At 58.9% G+C, this 16462-nt stretch carries 16 protein-coding genes and 2 pseudogenes; 5 read left to right on the top strand and 13 right to left on the bottom strand.

The features are described 5' to 3' along the window. Positions 1-60 precede the first annotated feature (60 nt). The 13 genes from SJY36_RS18080 to SJY36_RS18020 form a co-directional block, all read right to left on the bottom strand. Positions 61-336, bottom strand: coding sequence for a type II toxin-antitoxin system RelE/ParE family toxin (locus tag SJY36_RS18080; RefSeq protein WP_348110689.1), 276 nt, complete (start codon positions 334-336; stop codon positions 61-63). Beyond that, positions 323-622, bottom strand: a complete 300-nt coding sequence (locus SJY36_RS18075; RefSeq protein WP_044353023.1) for a type II toxin-antitoxin system RelB/DinJ family antitoxin — start codon at positions 620-622, stop codon at positions 323-325. Before SJY36_RS18075 ends, SJY36_RS18080 begins: the two co-directional genes overlap by 14 nt. A 104-nt stretch (positions 623-726) precedes the next feature. Then, positions 727-1383: a DUF6927 domain-containing protein gene (locus SJY36_RS18070; protein ID WP_348110686.1), complete on the bottom strand. Its 657-nt coding sequence runs from the start codon at positions 1381-1383 to the stop codon at positions 727-729. Beyond that, positions 1383-1976, bottom strand: coding sequence for a regulator (locus SJY36_RS18065; protein ID WP_090525080.1), 594 nt, complete (start codon positions 1974-1976; stop codon positions 1383-1385). The genes SJY36_RS18070 and SJY36_RS18065 overlap by 1 nt, the downstream gene beginning before the upstream one ends. A gap of 72 nt (positions 1977-2048) precedes the next feature. Then, positions 2049-4031, bottom strand: a complete 1983-nt coding sequence (locus SJY36_RS18060) for a ParB/RepB/Spo0J family partition protein (protein ID WP_386176772.1) — start codon at positions 4029-4031, stop codon at positions 2049-2051. A gap of 158 nt (positions 4032-4189) precedes the next feature. Further along, positions 4190-4579 carry a DUF3768 domain-containing protein gene (locus tag SJY36_RS18055; protein WP_386176771.1) on the bottom strand — a complete coding sequence of 130 codons (390 nt, stop codon included), beginning with the start codon at positions 4577-4579 and terminating at the stop codon, positions 4190-4192. Between the two features lie 87 nt (positions 4580-4666). After that, positions 4667-4876, bottom strand: coding sequence for a DUF6330 family protein (locus SJY36_RS18050; RefSeq protein ID WP_188479537.1), 210 nt, complete (start codon positions 4874-4876; stop codon positions 4667-4669). 23 nt (positions 4877-4899) lie between these two features. Beyond that, a complete protein-coding gene (locus SJY36_RS18045) occupies positions 4900-5841 on the bottom strand; it encodes an ArdC family protein (protein WP_386176770.1) in 942 nt (313 codons plus the stop codon). 41 nt (positions 5842-5882) lie between these two features. Next, positions 5883-6353, bottom strand: a complete 471-nt coding sequence (locus SJY36_RS18040) for a hypothetical protein (RefSeq protein WP_386176769.1) — start codon at positions 6351-6353, stop codon at positions 5883-5885. A 1077-nt stretch (positions 6354-7430) separates the two neighbouring features. Further along, complete coding sequence (gene repC, locus SJY36_RS18035; protein ID WP_220800826.1) at positions 7431-8642, bottom strand: plasmid replication protein RepC; 1212 nt, start codon at positions 8640-8642, stop codon at positions 7431-7433. Positions 8643-8856: 214 nt separating this feature from the next. Further along, positions 8857-9789 (bottom strand): plasmid partitioning protein RepB, encoded by a 933-nt coding sequence (repB, locus tag SJY36_RS18030; RefSeq protein WP_188479601.1) that lies wholly within the window; start codon positions 9787-9789, stop codon positions 8857-8859. Then, entirely contained in the window at positions 9773-10966 is a 1194-nt protein-coding gene (gene repA, locus SJY36_RS18025) for a plasmid partitioning protein RepA (RefSeq protein ID WP_132998387.1), read from the bottom strand. Before repA ends, repB begins: the two co-directional genes overlap by 17 nt. Positions 10967-11109: 143 nt before the next feature. Further along, the gene (locus tag SJY36_RS18020) at positions 11110-11994 is read right to left on the bottom strand and encodes a recombinase family protein (RefSeq protein WP_188479600.1); all 885 of its coding nucleotides are present in this window, start codon (positions 11992-11994) and stop codon (positions 11110-11112) included. Between the two features lie 227 nt (positions 11995-12221). Here SJY36_RS18020 and SJY36_RS18015 point away from each other — a divergent pair. The 5 genes and pseudogenes from SJY36_RS18015 to SJY36_RS17995 form a co-directional block, all read left to right on the top strand. Then, positions 12222-13221 (top strand): annotated as a pseudogene (locus SJY36_RS18015) (hypothetical protein). A 197-nt stretch (positions 13222-13418) separates the two neighbouring features. Further along, positions 13419-14027, top strand: coding sequence for a L,D-transpeptidase (locus SJY36_RS18010; protein ID WP_386176768.1), 609 nt, complete (start codon positions 13419-13421; stop codon positions 14025-14027). A gap of 128 nt (positions 14028-14155) precedes the next feature. Beyond that, positions 14156-14689 carry a L,D-transpeptidase gene (locus tag SJY36_RS18005; RefSeq protein ID WP_386176767.1) on the top strand — a complete coding sequence of 178 codons (534 nt, stop codon included), beginning with the start codon at positions 14156-14158 and terminating at the stop codon, positions 14687-14689. A gap of 84 nt (positions 14690-14773) precedes the next feature. Continuing rightward, a complete protein-coding gene (locus SJY36_RS18000; RefSeq protein WP_348110599.1) occupies positions 14774-15436 on the top strand; it encodes a DsbA family protein in 663 nt (220 codons plus the stop codon). A gap of 442 nt (positions 15437-15878) precedes the next feature. Beyond that, positions 15879-16157 (top strand): annotated as a pseudogene (locus tag SJY36_RS17995) (hypothetical protein); the annotation flags it as partial. Between the last annotated feature and the right edge of the window lie 305 nt (positions 16158-16462).

The following is a 16462-nucleotide window of genomic DNA, read 5'->3' as shown; positions in this document are numbered from 1 at the left end:
CCGCTCTACACTTTGAAGGCGTAGAGCGGGCAATTTCTTAGCGGGGGGCCTGCACCCCGATCATGGCCACTGCTGCGCAGCATGAAGAACGCGCAAAATGGTCACCATCTCAGGGCTTTCAGCATACACCACGATGTAGTTCGGCCGAACAACCATCTCCCTAGTCCCGTCCACACGGCCCGCGCGGTACATCTGAGGGCGTTCTGGAAGGAGGGACGTCTTGTGTTCAATCTCGTCTTTGAGAATTTGGGCGGCATCCGGGTTGTCGTCAGAGATGTAGTCAATGATTGCCAGCAAGTCGGCGATGGCCGTCGCTTTCCATTCAAGATTTGGCAAGGCGCTTCCCGTCAATCAATGCCTGGGCGTCTTGCATCGCCTTGGCATGGGGCGTTGTGGGCCTTGGATCGTCCAGCGCTTCCTGTACCTTCGCCCGGAACCAGGCGTCATAGGCATCCGGATCAGCGGTCAATCCGGCAGGCAAGCCGCCCTCTGCGGCCACGCGGGTCAGAAGAATACGCACCGCGTCGGAGAGCGTCAGACCGACGCCCGCAAGTGCGTCCGAAGCCTGTGCTTTCAGCTGATCGTCAACACGGACATGAAGCATAGATGTTTGGGCAGGCATGGATGGTCCTCCAGTTGATGGGAGTGATGTATCTCATTTGAGATACGGTTTCAAGTCGGCAGTATGTGTGCACGTGGTCCCGTGGTGTTGTCTCAGCGGGAAACTCAGCCACCCTGCCCCGCCAGGAACTCCGCCAGCACCGGGCTAGCCGCACCTTTCGCGGAGCTGAGCAGCTCCGAGCCCGCAAGCGAGGCCTTCGACAGGCGTACGAGCCCGCCGGTTTCCTCGATGCGGTAGCAGCGGCTTTTTTGCCGGCCCCGCCTGTAGTGGGTCGCGGTGACGATCTGGCATGTACTGCCATCGGTGAGCGTCACGGGCGTGGCGAGCCTGATCTTGTCGCCTTCCTCGTAGTCCGGGATCGCAGCCCAATTCCGGCAGCGCTGACGCCAGTCCTGCGCGTAGCTGTCCGGGTCTTTCAGCTCGGACAGCAGGGCCAACAGGCTTAGTGGCGCGCGGGATTCGACTGGTCCCGCGCTTTCCTCCATGTCCTTGTAGCCCCAGCAGCCGTCATCATATCGGGTGAGGAAGACAGCCCCAAAAGTGATGGAGCCATCCGCATCGGTCACATAGGTCGCGTCTTCGACAGGGGTGCCGTCGAGATTGATGACCCTTGCCGCCGCATACCAGGTGGAGCCGACCTTGCAGGCTTTGACCAGTTCCGTCTTACGCTTTTCGCCCTCGAAGGTACAAAGCCGGGCGATTTCCGCTTTCTCATCCGCGTAGGTTTTGACGCGGCCGTCGGTGTAGAAGAGCCAACCCATCACGCCACCCTCCGATCATCGAGTTCCATCAGCGCATCGAGCGGCACGCGGTAGGGCTGCATGGCGTCGAAATCCTCGCAATTGCCGCAGTTCTGCACGATCGCGAAGGTGTCGCAGGCATCCTTGAGGATGACCCGGAAGGTGCCGCCGAGGCCTGACGGCACCTCGTAGGTCCCGCCGATGAGATAATCCGAGGCCCGGCGCACGAACACGCGGATGCTGTGGCCATCGGTGGCGAGCCGGATCGCCCCCCGCCCCCGGTCGATGAGCACCTGCACGTCATCCAGGATGTCGGTATAGAACTGGCCGGTCAGATCGCGAAACGCCATGCGGCGCTGCGCCATCCAGTCGGTATCCCGAAACGGGTTCATGCCGTCGGCGAAGGCGAAGGAGGGATCGGCCTGTTCGGTGGTGACGATACGGGTGGTCGTGCCATCGATGCCGTTTGAGCGCAGATGCACACCATTGCCGACGATCAGGATCAGGGCCGGCCTGTCCACGGGCCCGTTCCAGTTGGGCAGGAAGGTTTTGCAGGCGCGCGCATGTGCGATTTGCGCCGCAACAGCGGAGGCAGAGAACTTGAGAATAGCCATAGGGATGTCTTTCCGTTGGGTGTGGGAGGGTCGACCCGCGCGAGGAATGCCTCGCGCGGGTCGCATGATGGCTCAGGCCGCTTGCGCGACCTCGCTGTCAGGCTCAGGGGTTTCCGCAGCGGGCTCCGCCTCATCAAAGGCGATACCGGCGGTCTGCATCATCGGCGGGCACCAGGCGGCCACGGCAGCGCGCTGCGCGTCCGTCAGTGTGGCGAAGGGTTCAGCGAAGAGCTTGTCGCAGAAGGCGACGATCTCCTTCTTGCTCGATGAGGCGAGCGTCACCGCCTCCTGGGCGAGACCCAGATCCTCACCGAGGATCTTCAGGAGCCACGCCTTTTTAAAGCGATTGAAGAGCGTCGCGTTCGGCGTCCAGTGGGCGCGGATATCGGGCATGATCTCAATCTCGAACGCATGCATCAGGCTGTCGCGCGATCGGTCCCGCGCGAAGCAGGACTGCGTGGTGCTGGCGGTGGCATAGGCGACGAGCTTGGCCTTCTCGCCGGCCTTCAGCGCGCGAAACGCCGCAAACTGATCGGCGGGCGCGCGGCTGTCATCAAGCCAGGACAGATCAAGCGCATCATGCGCCGCCGCCACCTGCTCAAGCGAGGTCTCGTCGATCTCGTCCATCTTGGCGTGGTTGCGGTATTCCTTGCGGGCATCGATCTTGATCGCCTGCGTGACACTCATGCCGCTGGCCAGAACGTCGCTCACCAGCTTGAAGAGCGTCAGATCGAGCGTGGCTTCCGGATGCAGCGCCATCGCGGCCCCAAGCGCCATGGCTCGCTCGGTCTTGAGGTCCTCAGCCAGTGAGGCTGGATAAGTGATTTCGCCCGGGTCCGGGGCCTCCTCCCCGGTCGGGCTAGCCGAGGAGCCGCGCGCGCCCTCCTCTTTGATGGTGTCTTCCGGGCGGACGAGACCAACATGGAGCGTGATCTGCCCACCCTGCCACGAGGCGATCACCCCAGACCGTGCGAGGTCTTCGGCGCTGTAGGCCTCCTGCAGATCGCGCGCTTCCTCTTCCAGAGCGTCGACGCGGTCGTAAAGGGCATTGTAGGCACCGTCCTCGAGCCCCTCATCCTCCATCTCGAGCTGCAATTTCTCAAGCTCGGCGGTGATCTCTTCCACGCGCTTTTGGGCGGCCTCATCCGGATCGATCGGGCCGGGATAGACGCGGCCATAGTCGGCCATGGTCGCGTAATCATACCGCACCATCGCATCGGCCCAGGCAAAGCCCAGCCTCATACGGGCCTCTTCGGCGGCGGCACCGAGCTTCTCGAGCAGGATGGTCTCGACCAGCGCCGCATCCTCCAGCACGGAATGCTCTTCCAGAAGATCAGCCGCGACAGCGCCGCCGCGGGCCTCGTAGTCTGCGCGCACGAAGGCCCCGATATCATCGCTGACCTGCACCCCGCGGGATTTGAGGGCCTGACGGACGGTATAGGCCTGCAGATAGCCGCCGTCTTTCGTGAGCGCCTCGAAAACCTCGCGCTGCGCCTCCTGGCTCGGATGCTCGGCAAAGGCCTTCATCGTGTCGAGCGTGATCACCTTGCCCCGGGCCGCGGCGCGGATATCGGGGTGGATCAGGCCATAGCGCAACCGGCCTTTGACGGTGGCCACGGTGGTGCCAAATGTCTTGGCGATCGTTTCCGGCGTCTGGCCGTCGACTTCCATCATCCGCGCGAAGGCCTCGAACTCGTCAATGGCGTTCATCGGCGCCTGGGTGATGTTCTCGGCAAGTGACAGGGCCGTGGTGACGTCGCAGTCGTCAGGCACAAGGCGGCAGTCGATCTTGGTCTTCGCAGTGAACCCCTTGGCGGCCTTGTCGGCGACCAGCTCCTTCAGCGCGGCATGGCGGCGGCCGCCGGCGAGGACGGCGTATTTCCCATCGAGTTTCTGGACGATAAGCGGCTGGAGCAGGCCCAGCACAGCGATGCTGGCCTTCAGATGGGCGATGTTCTCGAGGTCATAAGTTTCCGGTGAGTTGCTGCGCACATTGGCGGGATGCGGGACCAGATCGCCGATGGCGACGGTGAGAGGGGCAAAGTTCGTAGTCATGGGATATCCTTTCAGGTGGGTGAGGTGTGGCCGACGCACTCGCGCGCGTGACAAATCCCCGGCTTCAGGGATCACCACGACAAAAGGCCCACTCTCCCTTTGAGGGGCAGCGGGCCTTCATCGTCTCAGATGTCAGGGGGGAGGAGTCCCCTGCCCTTCTACCAGTCGCGCGCCAGCATGATGGTCAGCACGCGCATGGTGGTGGCGGGGTTGTCCGGGGTCTCGGCCCCGTAGCGGAAATCCGAGTTTGCTTCATAGAGATCGATTTTCCAGAACACGGTCTCGCCCCGGATCTCGACCGCACCGAAATCGTGCCATCCTTCGGGATCATTCTCAGGCTCGAATGTATCGAACGCACCGGTGGCCTTCACCGCTTCGGCCATGAAGCCATCGCCGGCCTCCATAAGCGAGCGGGTGACATGCATGCGGCCCTGGATGGGCTGCGCGGGCGGCACTCCAAGGCATGCGAGCTTGCGAAACGCGTCGTTCTGCGCCGCGATCACGGTCGGATCGGGACGGTCTGGCAGGGGTTGAACGGTCATGGGCATGGGGATCTCCTTTGAGAAGTTGGAACACCCTTCCCAAAGCCTGCTTTCTCTTTTCCGCTTGGCGGATGAATCGAGGCCGAAGGTGCCCTACCCGAACAGCCCCTTGGGTCTGTAATTCGGGTTGGGGATGGTTTCGATCCAGCCGCCTTGGTGCTTGATGCTCTCGAGCGCTGCCGAGAGCGGATAAGCGCCCTCGTACGGGCTCCACCAATAGGCACGGCGCTTGAAGGTGATGATCTTGCGGCGGCCGTCGTTGAAGCAGGCCACCCGCAGCGTTTTGGGTTCCTTACGTGACATGGGTGTCTCCGTTCTCCGTGTGGTCAAGCGGCCTCGGCACTGCGCCCTGCCCTGCCCGTCTCCGATCTGGCGATCAGATAGTCGCAGGCACGCTGCGCATCTGCAGCGTGCTTGAAGATCGCACCCTTGTCCGACCGAAGGACCCGTAACCAGTTGTGGAGGTAGGCGGCATTCATCTCGAGCGTATGCGCCGTGAAGCCGAGCGTCTGACCCAGGAACACCGAGGTAAATTCCGCGACGATCTCCTCGCGCGCATAGGACGTGTTGCCAAACTTCGAGAACCCGAAATCACGGTTCAGTCGATGGGGGGCTTTCGTGGCATGGGCCAGCTCATGGGCCCAGACCCCGTAGAAATTGCGCGGGTCCTGAAACCGCGTGATGGACGGCATATAAACCTTGTCCACGGGCGGCAAATAGTACGCCTCCGTGCCCGTGAAGACGGTTGTGATGTCGATGGCATCGAAAAACGCCTGCATGTGCGGGATGGGCTCGGACTGCGGATGCTCGGGCGCGGGCTCCGGGTCAGGGTAGAAGCTGTCGGGCAAACCCTCGATCTGGCAGGCATTGAACACGCGGTAGGATTTCTGGAAGCGGAAGATAGGGGCTTCCTCGGAGCGATCATCCCCGTCGCTGCGGTCATGCTCATCGCCGCCCGCGTCTTTCCGGCTTTGACCGTAGTAAACGACGACAGAGGACTTTTCGCCCTTGCGGACCTTTGCGTCCAAGGCATTGGCCTGCGGCAGTGTCATCCAGAAGGGAGAGCTGTGGCCCGCCATCACGGTCCGCATCGTCAGCAGGAAGTTGTTCACTCCCTGGTAGGGTTCTCCGCCCACGCGCAGGGGACGAGAGCTGCCACCTGCGGTCCATGGCTTGCGCCACGGCAGCACTCCGCGCTCGATGATGCGGATGATTTCGTTTGTGATGACCTCGGAGGCATCGAATTTGGGCGTGCGGGATCGGGCCATGGCTGGCCTCCTTTTCGAGTTTTGGTGAGAGGGAGTGGTGACTAGGTTGACCGACAGGGGCGCGGATCGTTGGCGATCCTGGCACCGAGGGCTTCGACCATGTCGATGTAGGTGGTCAGCGACACGGACTTGCCGGGACCCGAAAAGTCAGGGTCGACCGATCCGTCCCGCGCCACGCACGGCAAGTTCGCGAAGGCGGTGACATCGGTGACGGATCGGATATCGATGAACGGCGTTCCTCGTGCGACCGCGAGGGCGGCCAAGGGAAAGCGCTCGATCGGCGCGAAGGTCGACACGGTGGTCCAACCGGGATGGAGGAATGTCCTACCCTCCCCGCAGATCACATGCGCGTTTGGCAATGACGCCGCCTGCTTCAGATAGCCGAGATCACGCAGGACGGTCTGGCGTTCGAGCCGCTGTGCCAGCGCCGTCTGGCCAGTTCGGCGCAGCCCTCTATGCCGCCACCAGGAGGCGGCGGTTGCGCGGAGCACGCGCAAGACACCTGATTGCATAGGAATGCCCTTCATCAGGAACGGCAGACCGGAACCCGGCCCGGACCCATCTGAGGGACCCCAAAGGCCCTCATCCGTCAGTCACAAAACCCGAAGGACACTTTCACTTTCTGCGGGCAGTAAGCAGAAACAGACCGGAAACCCCGACATATCCGCCAATAACTGCGATCCTATCCAGCATGTCCGGATCGCCCCCCCGGATCGGCAAGTAATATCGGTGAATGTAGCCAATACATTCGTTTGTTTCGTATTATTATCAATGGCTTATATGATATCATGGATTTTGCGAGGCTTGCGTCCTCAGGCACATCAAGAACTTCGCATAGGCCGGCCAGTTCGAACCAAGCAAAATCACGACACCGCTGCGCACGTGTCCGCGGATCGCTATGACAGTTGGGCGTTGTCAGGACGCACTGCAACGGGCGGCGCGTATGAGCTCAGACAAGACACAGCGCCGTTCGCGCGAATTGATCGAGGTATTCAACAAGCTTAAGCCCTGGTTCAGATTGGAACCGCGTACCGTGGTTCGGTCGGTTTATGTAGGGCACCTTATGACAGTCTAACCTGACTGCATCACAGAAATGAACTTGCTCCCAATATTCGGATTGGCGGTGAAGGCTATGAGTTGATCCAGCGTCACCTCATCCTCGGCATCAAGACCTAGTAGGGCAGGGACTGCAGAGGTTTATTTAATGCGATGCTCGACCTACTGTGGTGAACCGAAGGCGCAGCCGCGGTATTCCGCGCGCTCAAGCCCTGCAGTGGACCCCAGTGTACGATATCTCCAGACCATCCTTCCAGCGATGTTCCGACTTTGATGCGCCAGACGTTGGGCTGGCTCTGCACACGCTTGTCAAAGGGGTTGTCCCACGATTAGAACAGGGTGGCTTTCTGAGCCGCCTTGATCATCAGATGTTCTCCACGACAGCCGCCGACACCCATTTTCCCAATCTGTCTCACCGGTGTCCAAAAACCTCCAGTCCTTGATCTGCTAAAAAGTACTTGGCGGTCAGACCAGACTTAACAGCTGTTAAGTCACATCAGAGCGGCCCACTTTCACCGGACACTTAACAGCTGTTAAGCCGCGCTCCGTCGGCCGATCAGCGCCATGACCATCGGCCCGCAGGAGAACTCGCCCGCCGCTGCCTTCGATGTCAGCGCGCGGAGATATCCACCCGGCGATCTGATGTCGGCAAAGCGTTCCAGCATGGCAACGACAACGATCGACGCCTGCTCGGGCCCCATGAACCGCTGCGCTTCTTCCCAGGCGGACGCACTGATGCCCATTGCTGGCCGCACATGGCAGGCAGCGTCGAAAAGTTGGTGCCAGTGCCGAACATCCCCTTGGTAGAAAGTTTTGAGCGAAGGACAGGCCGCAATCACCAGATGAAGTGGGATCCTGGGCACCCGCTGTGTGTCCGGCCCTTCAACGTCAGCCAAAGGCTCATCGTTATCCTTCTCTGGAACATCGGCCGCCGCCCCGCCTTTTTCTAAGGCAGGTTCAAGATCTATAGATTCTTTATTTGAATTATGATGGTGACGCTCGAAACGGGCATCACTGGTGTTCATTTCTTCTGTTTCAGGGCCATCAATAGCGTCGCGTGCCTGGTCAAGAAGAGCTTCTAGGTTCGCGCGACGGGCTGCGAGATCCTCGAGTGGAAGCTTGCGGCGAAGGGCCCGGGCCGTGAGGACGGCCGTATCGCGAAGCTGATCCCAGAGCCCAAGCCCAGGCTGAACTTCTTCACCAAACTCCGCCAAGGCTGCGAGATCGCGCCGCATGAGGCTCACAACCTCTCTCAGACGCCTGACACGCTCCTCAGCCTCACGCACGGCCTCTGCGGCTCGCGCGACCTCTTCTGCCCGGCAGTAAAGCGGGGAGAGATCGAAGCCGAAGGCCACGCGTTCTTCGCCATGCTTGCGGACGTAACGTTTGCCGTTGGGGCTGTCGCGCCGCACAAGCAAGCCAGCTTCTACCAAACGCGCGAGGTGGCGCCGCATCGTCGAGCAGGGCATACCGTTCAGCCGCTCGCAAATGGCCTTGTTGGACGGGAAGACGACCATTTCAGCGTTCCCGCCAAGCTTGTCGTCTGGAAAGAAGCTGAGAAGCCCCTGAAGAACGGTCAGATCGCGCTCGGAAATCCCAAAGGCGGCCTGGGCCTTGGACAGCTCGCGGAGGAGCTCCCACTTGTTGACGGGCTTGCCCGGAACAGACGCCTCGGGCCGCTCGACCACACGCAGATGAGCGTGCGAGATCGACCGCATAAACGGTGAAATCGGTGTGTACTCCATGATGTCATTCACGAAGGCAAAATTTTACTGGGCCCGCGAATCGCTTTGCGCTTGCGGGATAGGGGCCAGAACGCTACATTCAGAGGTGCGAAAACTGAAGTTTTGTAGCGGGCTGGTCCCGTGCGAAACCTAAGAAAGGTCTCGTGAAGTTAGCTTCTCGGGGCCTTTTTCTTTTTTGCCTGTATCGTGCCTCCTTTTTGTTTGTTGCTCTTCCTCAGTCTTCCGAACGCTTCCAGCGCTCGTGAAGCTCGGTAAGCAGCTGTGGGGCATTGCCTTCCAACCAGCTGACAAAATCGCTGTCCTCGGCCTTCAGCTCGAGTTTGAGTTGTTTGCCACGACGTCCAGTCGTAACTGTCGCCGCCCCAACGCCCGGAATGACCGTGGCGGGTCGCCCACGCGGGCGAGGTGCGGATTCGGAGTTATCGGGCTTTCCGGCTGCGGACAGGGCCGCCAAAAATGCCTGATCGGACTTCTCATCAATGCCGCCAGGGAATGCGCTCTTTGCCTCACTGGCCAAGGCAGCGAGCAGTTCGCGATCAGCCTCTGAAGTTCCGATCAGCTTCTTCAGCTCTTCCCATCGTGGCCGCCCGATACCTGGCGCGGCACCGATGGCCAGTACCAGTTCTTCTCCAACGGTACGGACCACGCTCAACAACTGAGACACCCCGGCCTCGGTCAGATTGAGAACCTCGGCGACACCTTTGTTGGTCCGTTCAGAAGGGCTCAGATGATCACCTTCGAGCAAGGCGGAGGCCACGAGCGCACGTTCAATGAAGCTTAGATCACGCCGCTCCTGGTTCTCCAAAAGCTGATCGCGAAGGGCCTGGTCACCCTCCATCTCGGTGACGATGGCGCGGACCTTGATGCCAAGTTCTCTGCAAGCTTCCAGCCGACGACGGCCATAGATCAGGCTGTATCGGTCATCTTCAAGCGGACGGACAAGAATCGGAACTCGCTGGCCATTTTTAGAGATCGACGCCTTGAGACCCTCGATCTCAATTTGCAGACGGTCGTCTAGCCGTCCAGCTGTCTCGATATGGCCAGGATCAATTTCAAACACACCACCGCGTAGCCGGCGCCCCTCAAGAGCGTCGGGAGCATTGCGAAGTGTCTGCAGGGGCAGACCCAATTTAGGCTTTCTTGCCATTGCGTCCCCACGTGTTCTGGATGATCGCAGCGATCTCGTCGTTTACGGCGTTCATGGACTCGATCGCGCGATCAAAAGTCTGGCGCGTGAAGTCCTTCTTGTCAGCCTCGTAGAGCGTCTGCTTCGTCAGCCCTGCATCAGAGATAGCCGTCGACTCGACCATGTGGTTGGTCAGGACTGACCTGCCGAACAGACCCCGGATGAAGGCAATCACCTCGGTCTGTGGGGCGTCGCCCACCTTGTATCGGGTTGGCAAAAAACGCAGCCAGTCGAAGCGGAGGTTTGCGCCGGCATCTCGGATGACGCCAAGCAGATCGGCGGTCATGCGCAGGAACTGCGACATGGACATCAGATCGAGCATCTGCGGGTGAACGGTTACAAGCACCCCAGAGGATGCGGAGAGGGCGGACATGGTAAGGAAGCCAAGTTGCGGCGGGCAGTCGATGACAACGACATCATAGTCCGCTTCGACACTGTCGAGCGCGTCACGTACACGGGCGAAGAAGGCGCGGGCGCCACCGCGCTGGATGGCGGCGGGTGTTTCGTGCTCGAATTCCATGAGTTCGAGGTTGCCCGGAATAAGATCAAGACCGCGGATGTAGGTCTTGCGGATCACATCTGAGATCGGGACCGGTTCATCGTAGCGAACCGCGTCATACAGTGTGCCACCCTCCATCAGGTCCAGCTCGGGCTGGATACCATGCAGCGCAGAGAGAGATGCCTGCGGATCCAGATCGATCGCAAGGACACGATATCCCTTGAGAGCCAAGCGCTGTGCAAGGTGAGCCGATGTTGTCGTTTTTCCGCTTCCGCCCTTGAAGTTCACAACAGAGACGATTTGAAGCTCGTCACCGGCACGGCGACCCGGAACGTAGGTTCCAGGCTTCTTCGCGTTTTTCTCAAGGGCATGGCGAATCTCCCAGATATCATCGAGGGTATATCGCCTGTGGCTGCCAGCGGTGGTTTCGACGTCAGCGATCTTTCCTTCTCGATGAAGCTTGCGAAGGTAGGTATGATCAACGCCAAGCAACTCTGCGGCTTCACCGCTGGTCAAGGTGCGCATGACCTTTTTGGCGTCTGGGGGAAAGTGGGCGGCACGTTGCGCATGAAGGTTCGACGCGAGAAGCTCTGCGTACTGCCCGATGGCAATGTCTAGGTCCTGCTCAGCTTCGCTCATGTATGCCTCGATCCGTGGGCGCGTTTTTTATGTGATTGCGCGGTATTTTTCGAGACTATTGCCCGAGCGATGAGATTTGCGCAAGCTCTTTCTAGATTTAGTGTGGCTGATCGCAGCAGGCACAAGAGCCGAGGCCGCTGAATTCAATCCAGCAGACCCAACCTTTCAGCCCGTTCCAGCAGCATCTTCACCGAAGACGGCTGCCAGCTTGTCCTCCCACGGGGCGTGCGTTCGCGCATCGCCTCCAGGCGGCTGCAGATCGCCTGAAGCGTGATGTCGGGATCCGCGCCCTTGATGGCCGCGACGATTGCGGGTAGGCGGTCGTCCGTTTCGCGGCGCCCGGCGCGGGTTAGCACCTCGGCAGGCAGGAAGCCGTCCCGGACATAGGCGTTGACGGCGCGCAGCAGGCGGCTTTGCGTCCAGTGTCGGTCGTGGGGCAGGGGGCCGTTAACGACGCGCAGCACGTCCTCCCAAGCCATTTCGGGGCGCAAGCGGCGCACGTGGGGCACCCAGTCCTGTGCCGTCTGGTTCAACCGCTCCATGTAGCCGTCCTGTCGGGCCAGCCGGACCTTGCGAAGAGCGGCTGGGTCTTTGGCCCGGAGCCCAGGGTTTCCGCCCACGCGGCCCTTTGTTCGGGCACTGGCGAGGCCGGCCTTCGTGCGTTCCCGGATCAGGGCGCGCTCGAACTCGGCCGCAGCGCCCAGAACCTGCAGCGTGAACTTGCCTTGCGGGGATCCGGTGTCGATCGGGTCCTGAATAGAACGGAAGAACGCACCCTTGGCCTCGAGCCGCTCGATCACCTCCAGCAGATGCGACAACGACCGCGCCAGGCGGTCGATCCGCACGACAACGAGCGTGTCGCCCTTGCCGATGCGTTCCAACACCCGCGCAAGCACCGGCCGCGCACGATTGCCGCCCGAGGCTTGCTCCTCAAATATCTCGACGCAACCTGCAGTCTTCAGAGCCTCTGACTGGGGCAGGGGGGTCTGATCCTCGGTTGATACGCGGGCATAACCTATCAGGGGCATCAAAACAGGCCGTTTGCAGTTTCATATACCGCCAATAAATGACCATTTGTAAACGAATGCAATCAAGCGTTCTCTCGTCGGGCTGGGCCACAATCCCTTGGTTTCCTTGCGCTGTGCGCGAACTGAGAGGTTCCGCCGGCAGTCGAGTGCGCGTACTATATAAAGGGCGCAGGCAGCTGCCAAAAAAACGCTTGGGTAATGCGCAAGAAATCAGTCTTTTTGTGCACATGAAGACGCAAGCCTCTACTTTTACCGATGATTACGACGAACCCCTTATCACCATCCAGGAGGATGAAGAGGCTCACGAAGACGATCTCTGGTTTCTGCGTAGGTTACTTGAAGAAGAACCGGATGATTTGCCTCCAGGGCCACGGGCGGAACCGCCCGACACTGCTGTCGTCGAAGTCTGGGCAAAAGCAGAAGGCGTTCACGCTGCGCGACTGGCAAGAGTGGCTGGACGCTTGGGAGCTCTGGATGACTGGCTGCTGCGTGGCCCGGAAGGCTGGCGGCATCGCCTCGCTCTTATTGAGGCAGCGGACCTCAGCTGGTTCGCAGGGGATCGGGTGAGTTCTGATCGTCTGGCGCTCTGGATATCGATGCGGCTGTCAGGTGCACAGGATGACCTAAATGCACTGGCAAGAGTTGCATGGGCTGTTCGGCGCCTAACAGGCGGTCCTGGGCCGAAAGCTGACTTGGCCGCCTTCCTCGACCGTCGCGATCCCGAGAACACTGGAGACAGCGCTGAGCGTTTCGAGGATCGCGCGGGTGGGTGGCTGGACCTCATGGCAGCCGCAAAGGGTCTCCACCCGATCACACGGGCGTGCATGGGGTATAACCTGTGGAGCTTGGCGGGCCTCGGACGCCACGGCGACCAGATCGAAGCTACCGTCACCGCGTCCAGGGTCGCGACCAGCGATGGAAGCGGTGCCATCTTCGCGCCGCTCGCTATGGCTGGGGCCGGGGGGGTGCGCGTTTCGGGCTTGCCACCCGAACGTTTGGCCCGCTGGTTGGATGGGATGAGCAGCGCAATTATCTGGCCGCACACCGGTTGCCTTGTGAAAGGTTTTCACGGAATGGCCCTTGGTCTCCGCCCCGATGGCTGAGGCCATGACCGGAGCCAGCCGCGCCGCCGTTCAGCGCAATCTCGCCTGGATGGAGGCAAGCGGTTTGATCCGCGAGGTGGCGGGGCACGGGAGATGTCGCATGTGGAAAGCTGACTTAGTATAGGTCATTTGTCGAGGCTGACACAGGCTTGACCTGCCACGCTTTAGCGCCGCCCCAGATGATCGTTTAAGCCACTTTCCGTTCGAATGCTACAGGGCTTTTCCAGCCCAAAGCGTTCGTTCGCTGTTCGTCTCACGTTTTTGTGACAATTGATCGCTTGAAGCTCCAGTGGGTGAAGGTTGTAAACAGACGAAAGAGGCATGACCGAAGGGTTGATCATGAAGCTAACTAAAGACTCATCTTTCTCACGTCGCGGAGCGCTGCTCGGTGCGGCCGCAAGTGGGGTGTTCCTAGGAGCAGGCGTTGCAACCGCGCAAACCACAGCACCACTTGGTACACCACCAGTGCGCCGCAATATTTCATCCTTCAGCACCTCAAACTGGCGGGATCACTTCGAAAATCTAAACCACGGTGCAATCCTGTGCGACATTGATTCCCGAGCGGTGCAATATTGGTCAGAGGATGAAAGTGTTTATAAGCTGTATCCGTCGAGCGTTCCGGAATCCGAAGAACTGACAAAACGCGGATACACTAGCGTTATCAAGAAAGTGGAAGGACCAAGCTGGCGCCCAACTCCTTCGATGAAGATCCGCAACCCGGATTGGCCAGACTATTTTCCACCCGGTCCTGACAACCCCTTGGGCACACACGCCCTCTACCTTTCATGGCAATATTACCGCGTCCACGGAACGGGGGACACGCGGAAAATTGGCCGCCAATCGTCGAACGGATGCATCGGCCTTTACAACGAACATATCAAAGAACTGTTCGCTTTGGCTGAGGTAGGAACACAAGTGAAATTATTTTGATCGCGCACTTAGCATGACTTGTTAAAGTCTTTTCTCGTGTACTGGCGTTCATTCAACGTTCACCTTTCGAAAGCCACAGCTTCATGAATTGAAGAAAATTCCTCCTTGCCGCCGGGGCTGCTGGCGCTTTGACCAGTCAGCCAGTTTCAGCCCATGTAGTGCTGCCAAAGTATGATTTACCGCCGGAGTATTTACCCCAAGTAGTGAGCATTCCAGAGGGCTCCGCTCCATACGAAATCCATGTTGTTCCAAGCCAGTTTGCCCTGTTCTGGACCCAACCCGATAATACTGCAATTCGCTACACCGTCGGGATCGGTCGTCCGGGTCTTTATGAGGCAGGTGAATTCTATGTGGGGGCAAAGAAAGAATGGCCCAGCTGGACACCGACCCCGGGCATGTTGCGTCGTGAACCGAAGAAATATGGACCGTTTCGGAATGGAATGCCTGGCGGTCTGAGCAACCCTCTAGGCGCGCGGGCCCTCTACCTCTTTCAACCGGGACGCGGGGATACCTTTTTGCGTGTGCATGGCACTAATGACCCAAGCACTATTGGCCGTGCCGTTTCAAACGGATGTGCCAGATTGGTGAACGATCAGATTGTCCAGTTTTATGATATGGTTCCGCTGGACACGCGTGTGATCCTGTACCCCGCAACTTTCTAGGAAGAATTTAAGATGTCACTAGCGCGACGCGACCTGTCAAAAATTATACTTGCAACAGTCTTCGCAGCATTTTCTTTCACTACTGTGGCCGCGCAAGAACTCAATGAGGCAGATATTAAGCGTCTGGCGCTTGAAGCGATCTTGGAAAAACCCGAAATTCTGATCGAAGCGCTTTCAATCCTACAAGAACGTGAAAATGCAGCACTTGTTGAAGCGCAGTCTACAGCTTTAACTGAATTGCGCGACGACTTCGAACAGAACGCTCCTATCTTCGGAAATCTGGATGGTAGCGTCACGCTAGTCGAATTTTTTGACTATAACTGTGGATATTGCCGCCGCGCAGCACCTGAAGTCAAAGCCGTGCTGGAGACAAGCAGGGATGTCCGCATTGTTTATCGTGAATTCCCGATCCTAGGGCCCGGTTCCGAAATTGCAGCGCGCGCGTCACTTGCCGCGAGAAACCAAGGTAAATATCAGCAGTTTCACGAGGCAATGATGGCATTGAACGGACAAGCCTTTGAAGCAAGCGTTATGGAAGTTGCAGGCGATGTGGGGCTCGATCTCGAAGTTTTGAAAACAGATATGCAATCAGACCTAGTGAACGATCACATTGCTGCCTCTCTGCGTCTGGCAGAAGCTTTGCGTATAACTGGAACGCCGACGTTCGTATTGGGTGATGAAATAATCCCCGGTGTGATCGAGCGCGGCACCCTTCTTGAAAAGATTGCAGCCCTCGTCCCCGAGTGAAACGGACGACGATTGTGAAATCGGACCTTAAATTCCTTGACCTTCCACCTGCTGGACCCTCTATCTCTGTAGTTGTCCGGAGCAAGAGGTCTCAATATCGAAAGCGAAAAGTCATTCACGTCCGGCATTCAAAAGATGAATTGTTCATCTTGTATTGGCCATGTGGAAAAGGCTTTGAGCTCGGTATTGGGTTTCTCTGAGACGCACGTAAATCTGGTGTCACGTAGCCCTTACTTGTGAGATGAGAAATTCAACGAGATCAACGGCTGTCCTTTGCCCCTACTAAATATGAGATTTTGCTTTTAGCTCCGATATTCTTGCCCTTAATCTAAAGATAGAGTTCACAGACTTGTGCGGCAGATATCGATGGAAAATGATGGCGTCGACTCCGTTGCCGATAGTGATGAAGAGGTGCGCTGGCGATTGACGTCGCAACGCCGATATGGAAATAGCATGCCTGACCGCGATGCGGCAACTCGACGACATCCAGGCATGGTCAGCGCGGGCGGAAACCATGATGGCCCCGCTTTCTGGCAAGACACCACCAGCATTGCGCGCGGTGCTGACCGAATGGCCCGTCGTCTCCGCTCCAATAGCCGAGACCCTGACCGGTGCCAGCCGCGGCACCGTCCAGCGCAACCTTGCTTGGATGGAAGCACAAGGTCTAATCTGCGAGGTGACCGGAACGGAGTGTTTCCGCATGTGGCGGGCCATGCCATGAAACACATCTAAAGAAGCACTCGTTTTGGTGTGTAGCATCTGTTGCTGGTTTAACGGAGGCCCAGAATTGTGACAGAACAAAAATATGAGACAGTACATTTCGACGTGCGGCTCAGCAATAGTGGTCAGATGGGTTTGCAGTGTTTTCACCTATCTGTGATATCCAGGTGGATCCTCTAGTCCCTCTAGCCTCAAATTCTTCATTTTGAAATCACGAAAGAATAAGTCTCTTGGGCGCACAAACTGAGGCACGAAAATAGCGATCTCCCCGTGGACAGACGGGGTCAGTTTATCGAGCTGGGCGAC

The sequence above is a fragment of the Sulfitobacter sp. R86518 genome, assembly GCF_042466275.1.
Classification (GTDB): Bacteria; Pseudomonadota; Alphaproteobacteria; order Rhodobacterales; family Rhodobacteraceae; genus Sulfitobacter; species Sulfitobacter pontiacus.
This window is presented reverse-complemented; position numbering and strand designations above follow the sequence as displayed.

Excerpts from the sequence above, each read along its gene's own strand:
- SJY36_RS18075 (WP_044353023.1), bottom strand. The coding sequence starts at position 622 with ATGCCTGCCCAAACATCTATGCTTCATGTCCGTGTTGACGATCAGCTG.
- SJY36_RS18070 (WP_348110686.1), bottom strand. The coding sequence starts at position 1,383 with ATGGGTTGGCTCTTCTACACCGACGGCCGCGTCAAAACCTACGCGGAT.
- SJY36_RS18065 (WP_090525080.1), bottom strand. The coding sequence starts at position 1,976 with ATGGCTATTCTCAAGTTCTCTGCCTCCGCTGTTGCGGCGCAAATCGCA.
- SJY36_RS18060 (WP_386176772.1), bottom strand. The coding sequence starts at position 4,031 with ATGACTACGAACTTTGCCCCTCTCACCGTCGCCATCGGCGATCTGGTC.
- SJY36_RS18055 (WP_386176771.1), bottom strand. The coding sequence starts at position 4,579 with ATGCCCATGACCGTTCAACCCCTGCCAGACCGTCCCGATCCGACCGTG.
- SJY36_RS18050 (WP_188479537.1), bottom strand. The coding sequence starts at position 4,876 with ATGTCACGTAAGGAACCCAAAACGCTGCGGGTGGCCTGCTTCAACGAC.
- SJY36_RS18045 (WP_386176770.1), bottom strand. The coding sequence starts at position 5,841 with ATGGCCCGATCCCGCACGCCCAAATTCGATGCCTCCGAGGTCATCACA.
- SJY36_RS18040 (WP_386176769.1), bottom strand. The coding sequence starts at position 6,353 with ATGCAATCAGGTGTCTTGCGCGTGCTCCGCGCAACCGCCGCCTCCTGG.
- repC (WP_220800826.1), bottom strand. The coding sequence starts at position 8,642 with ATGGAGTACACACCGATTTCACCGTTTATGCGGTCGATCTCGCACGCT.
- repB (WP_188479601.1), bottom strand. The coding sequence starts at position 9,789 with ATGGCAAGAAAGCCTAAATTGGGTCTGCCCCTGCAGACACTTCGCAAT.
- repA (WP_132998387.1), bottom strand. The coding sequence starts at position 10,966 with ATGAGCGAAGCTGAGCAGGACCTAGACATTGCCATCGGGCAGTACGCA.
- SJY36_RS18020 (WP_188479600.1), bottom strand. The coding sequence starts at position 11,994 with ATGCCCCTGATAGGTTATGCCCGCGTATCAACCGAGGATCAGACCCCC.
- SJY36_RS18010 (WP_386176768.1), top strand. The coding sequence starts at position 13,419 with ATGACCGAAGGGTTGATCATGAAGCTAACTAAAGACTCATCTTTCTCA.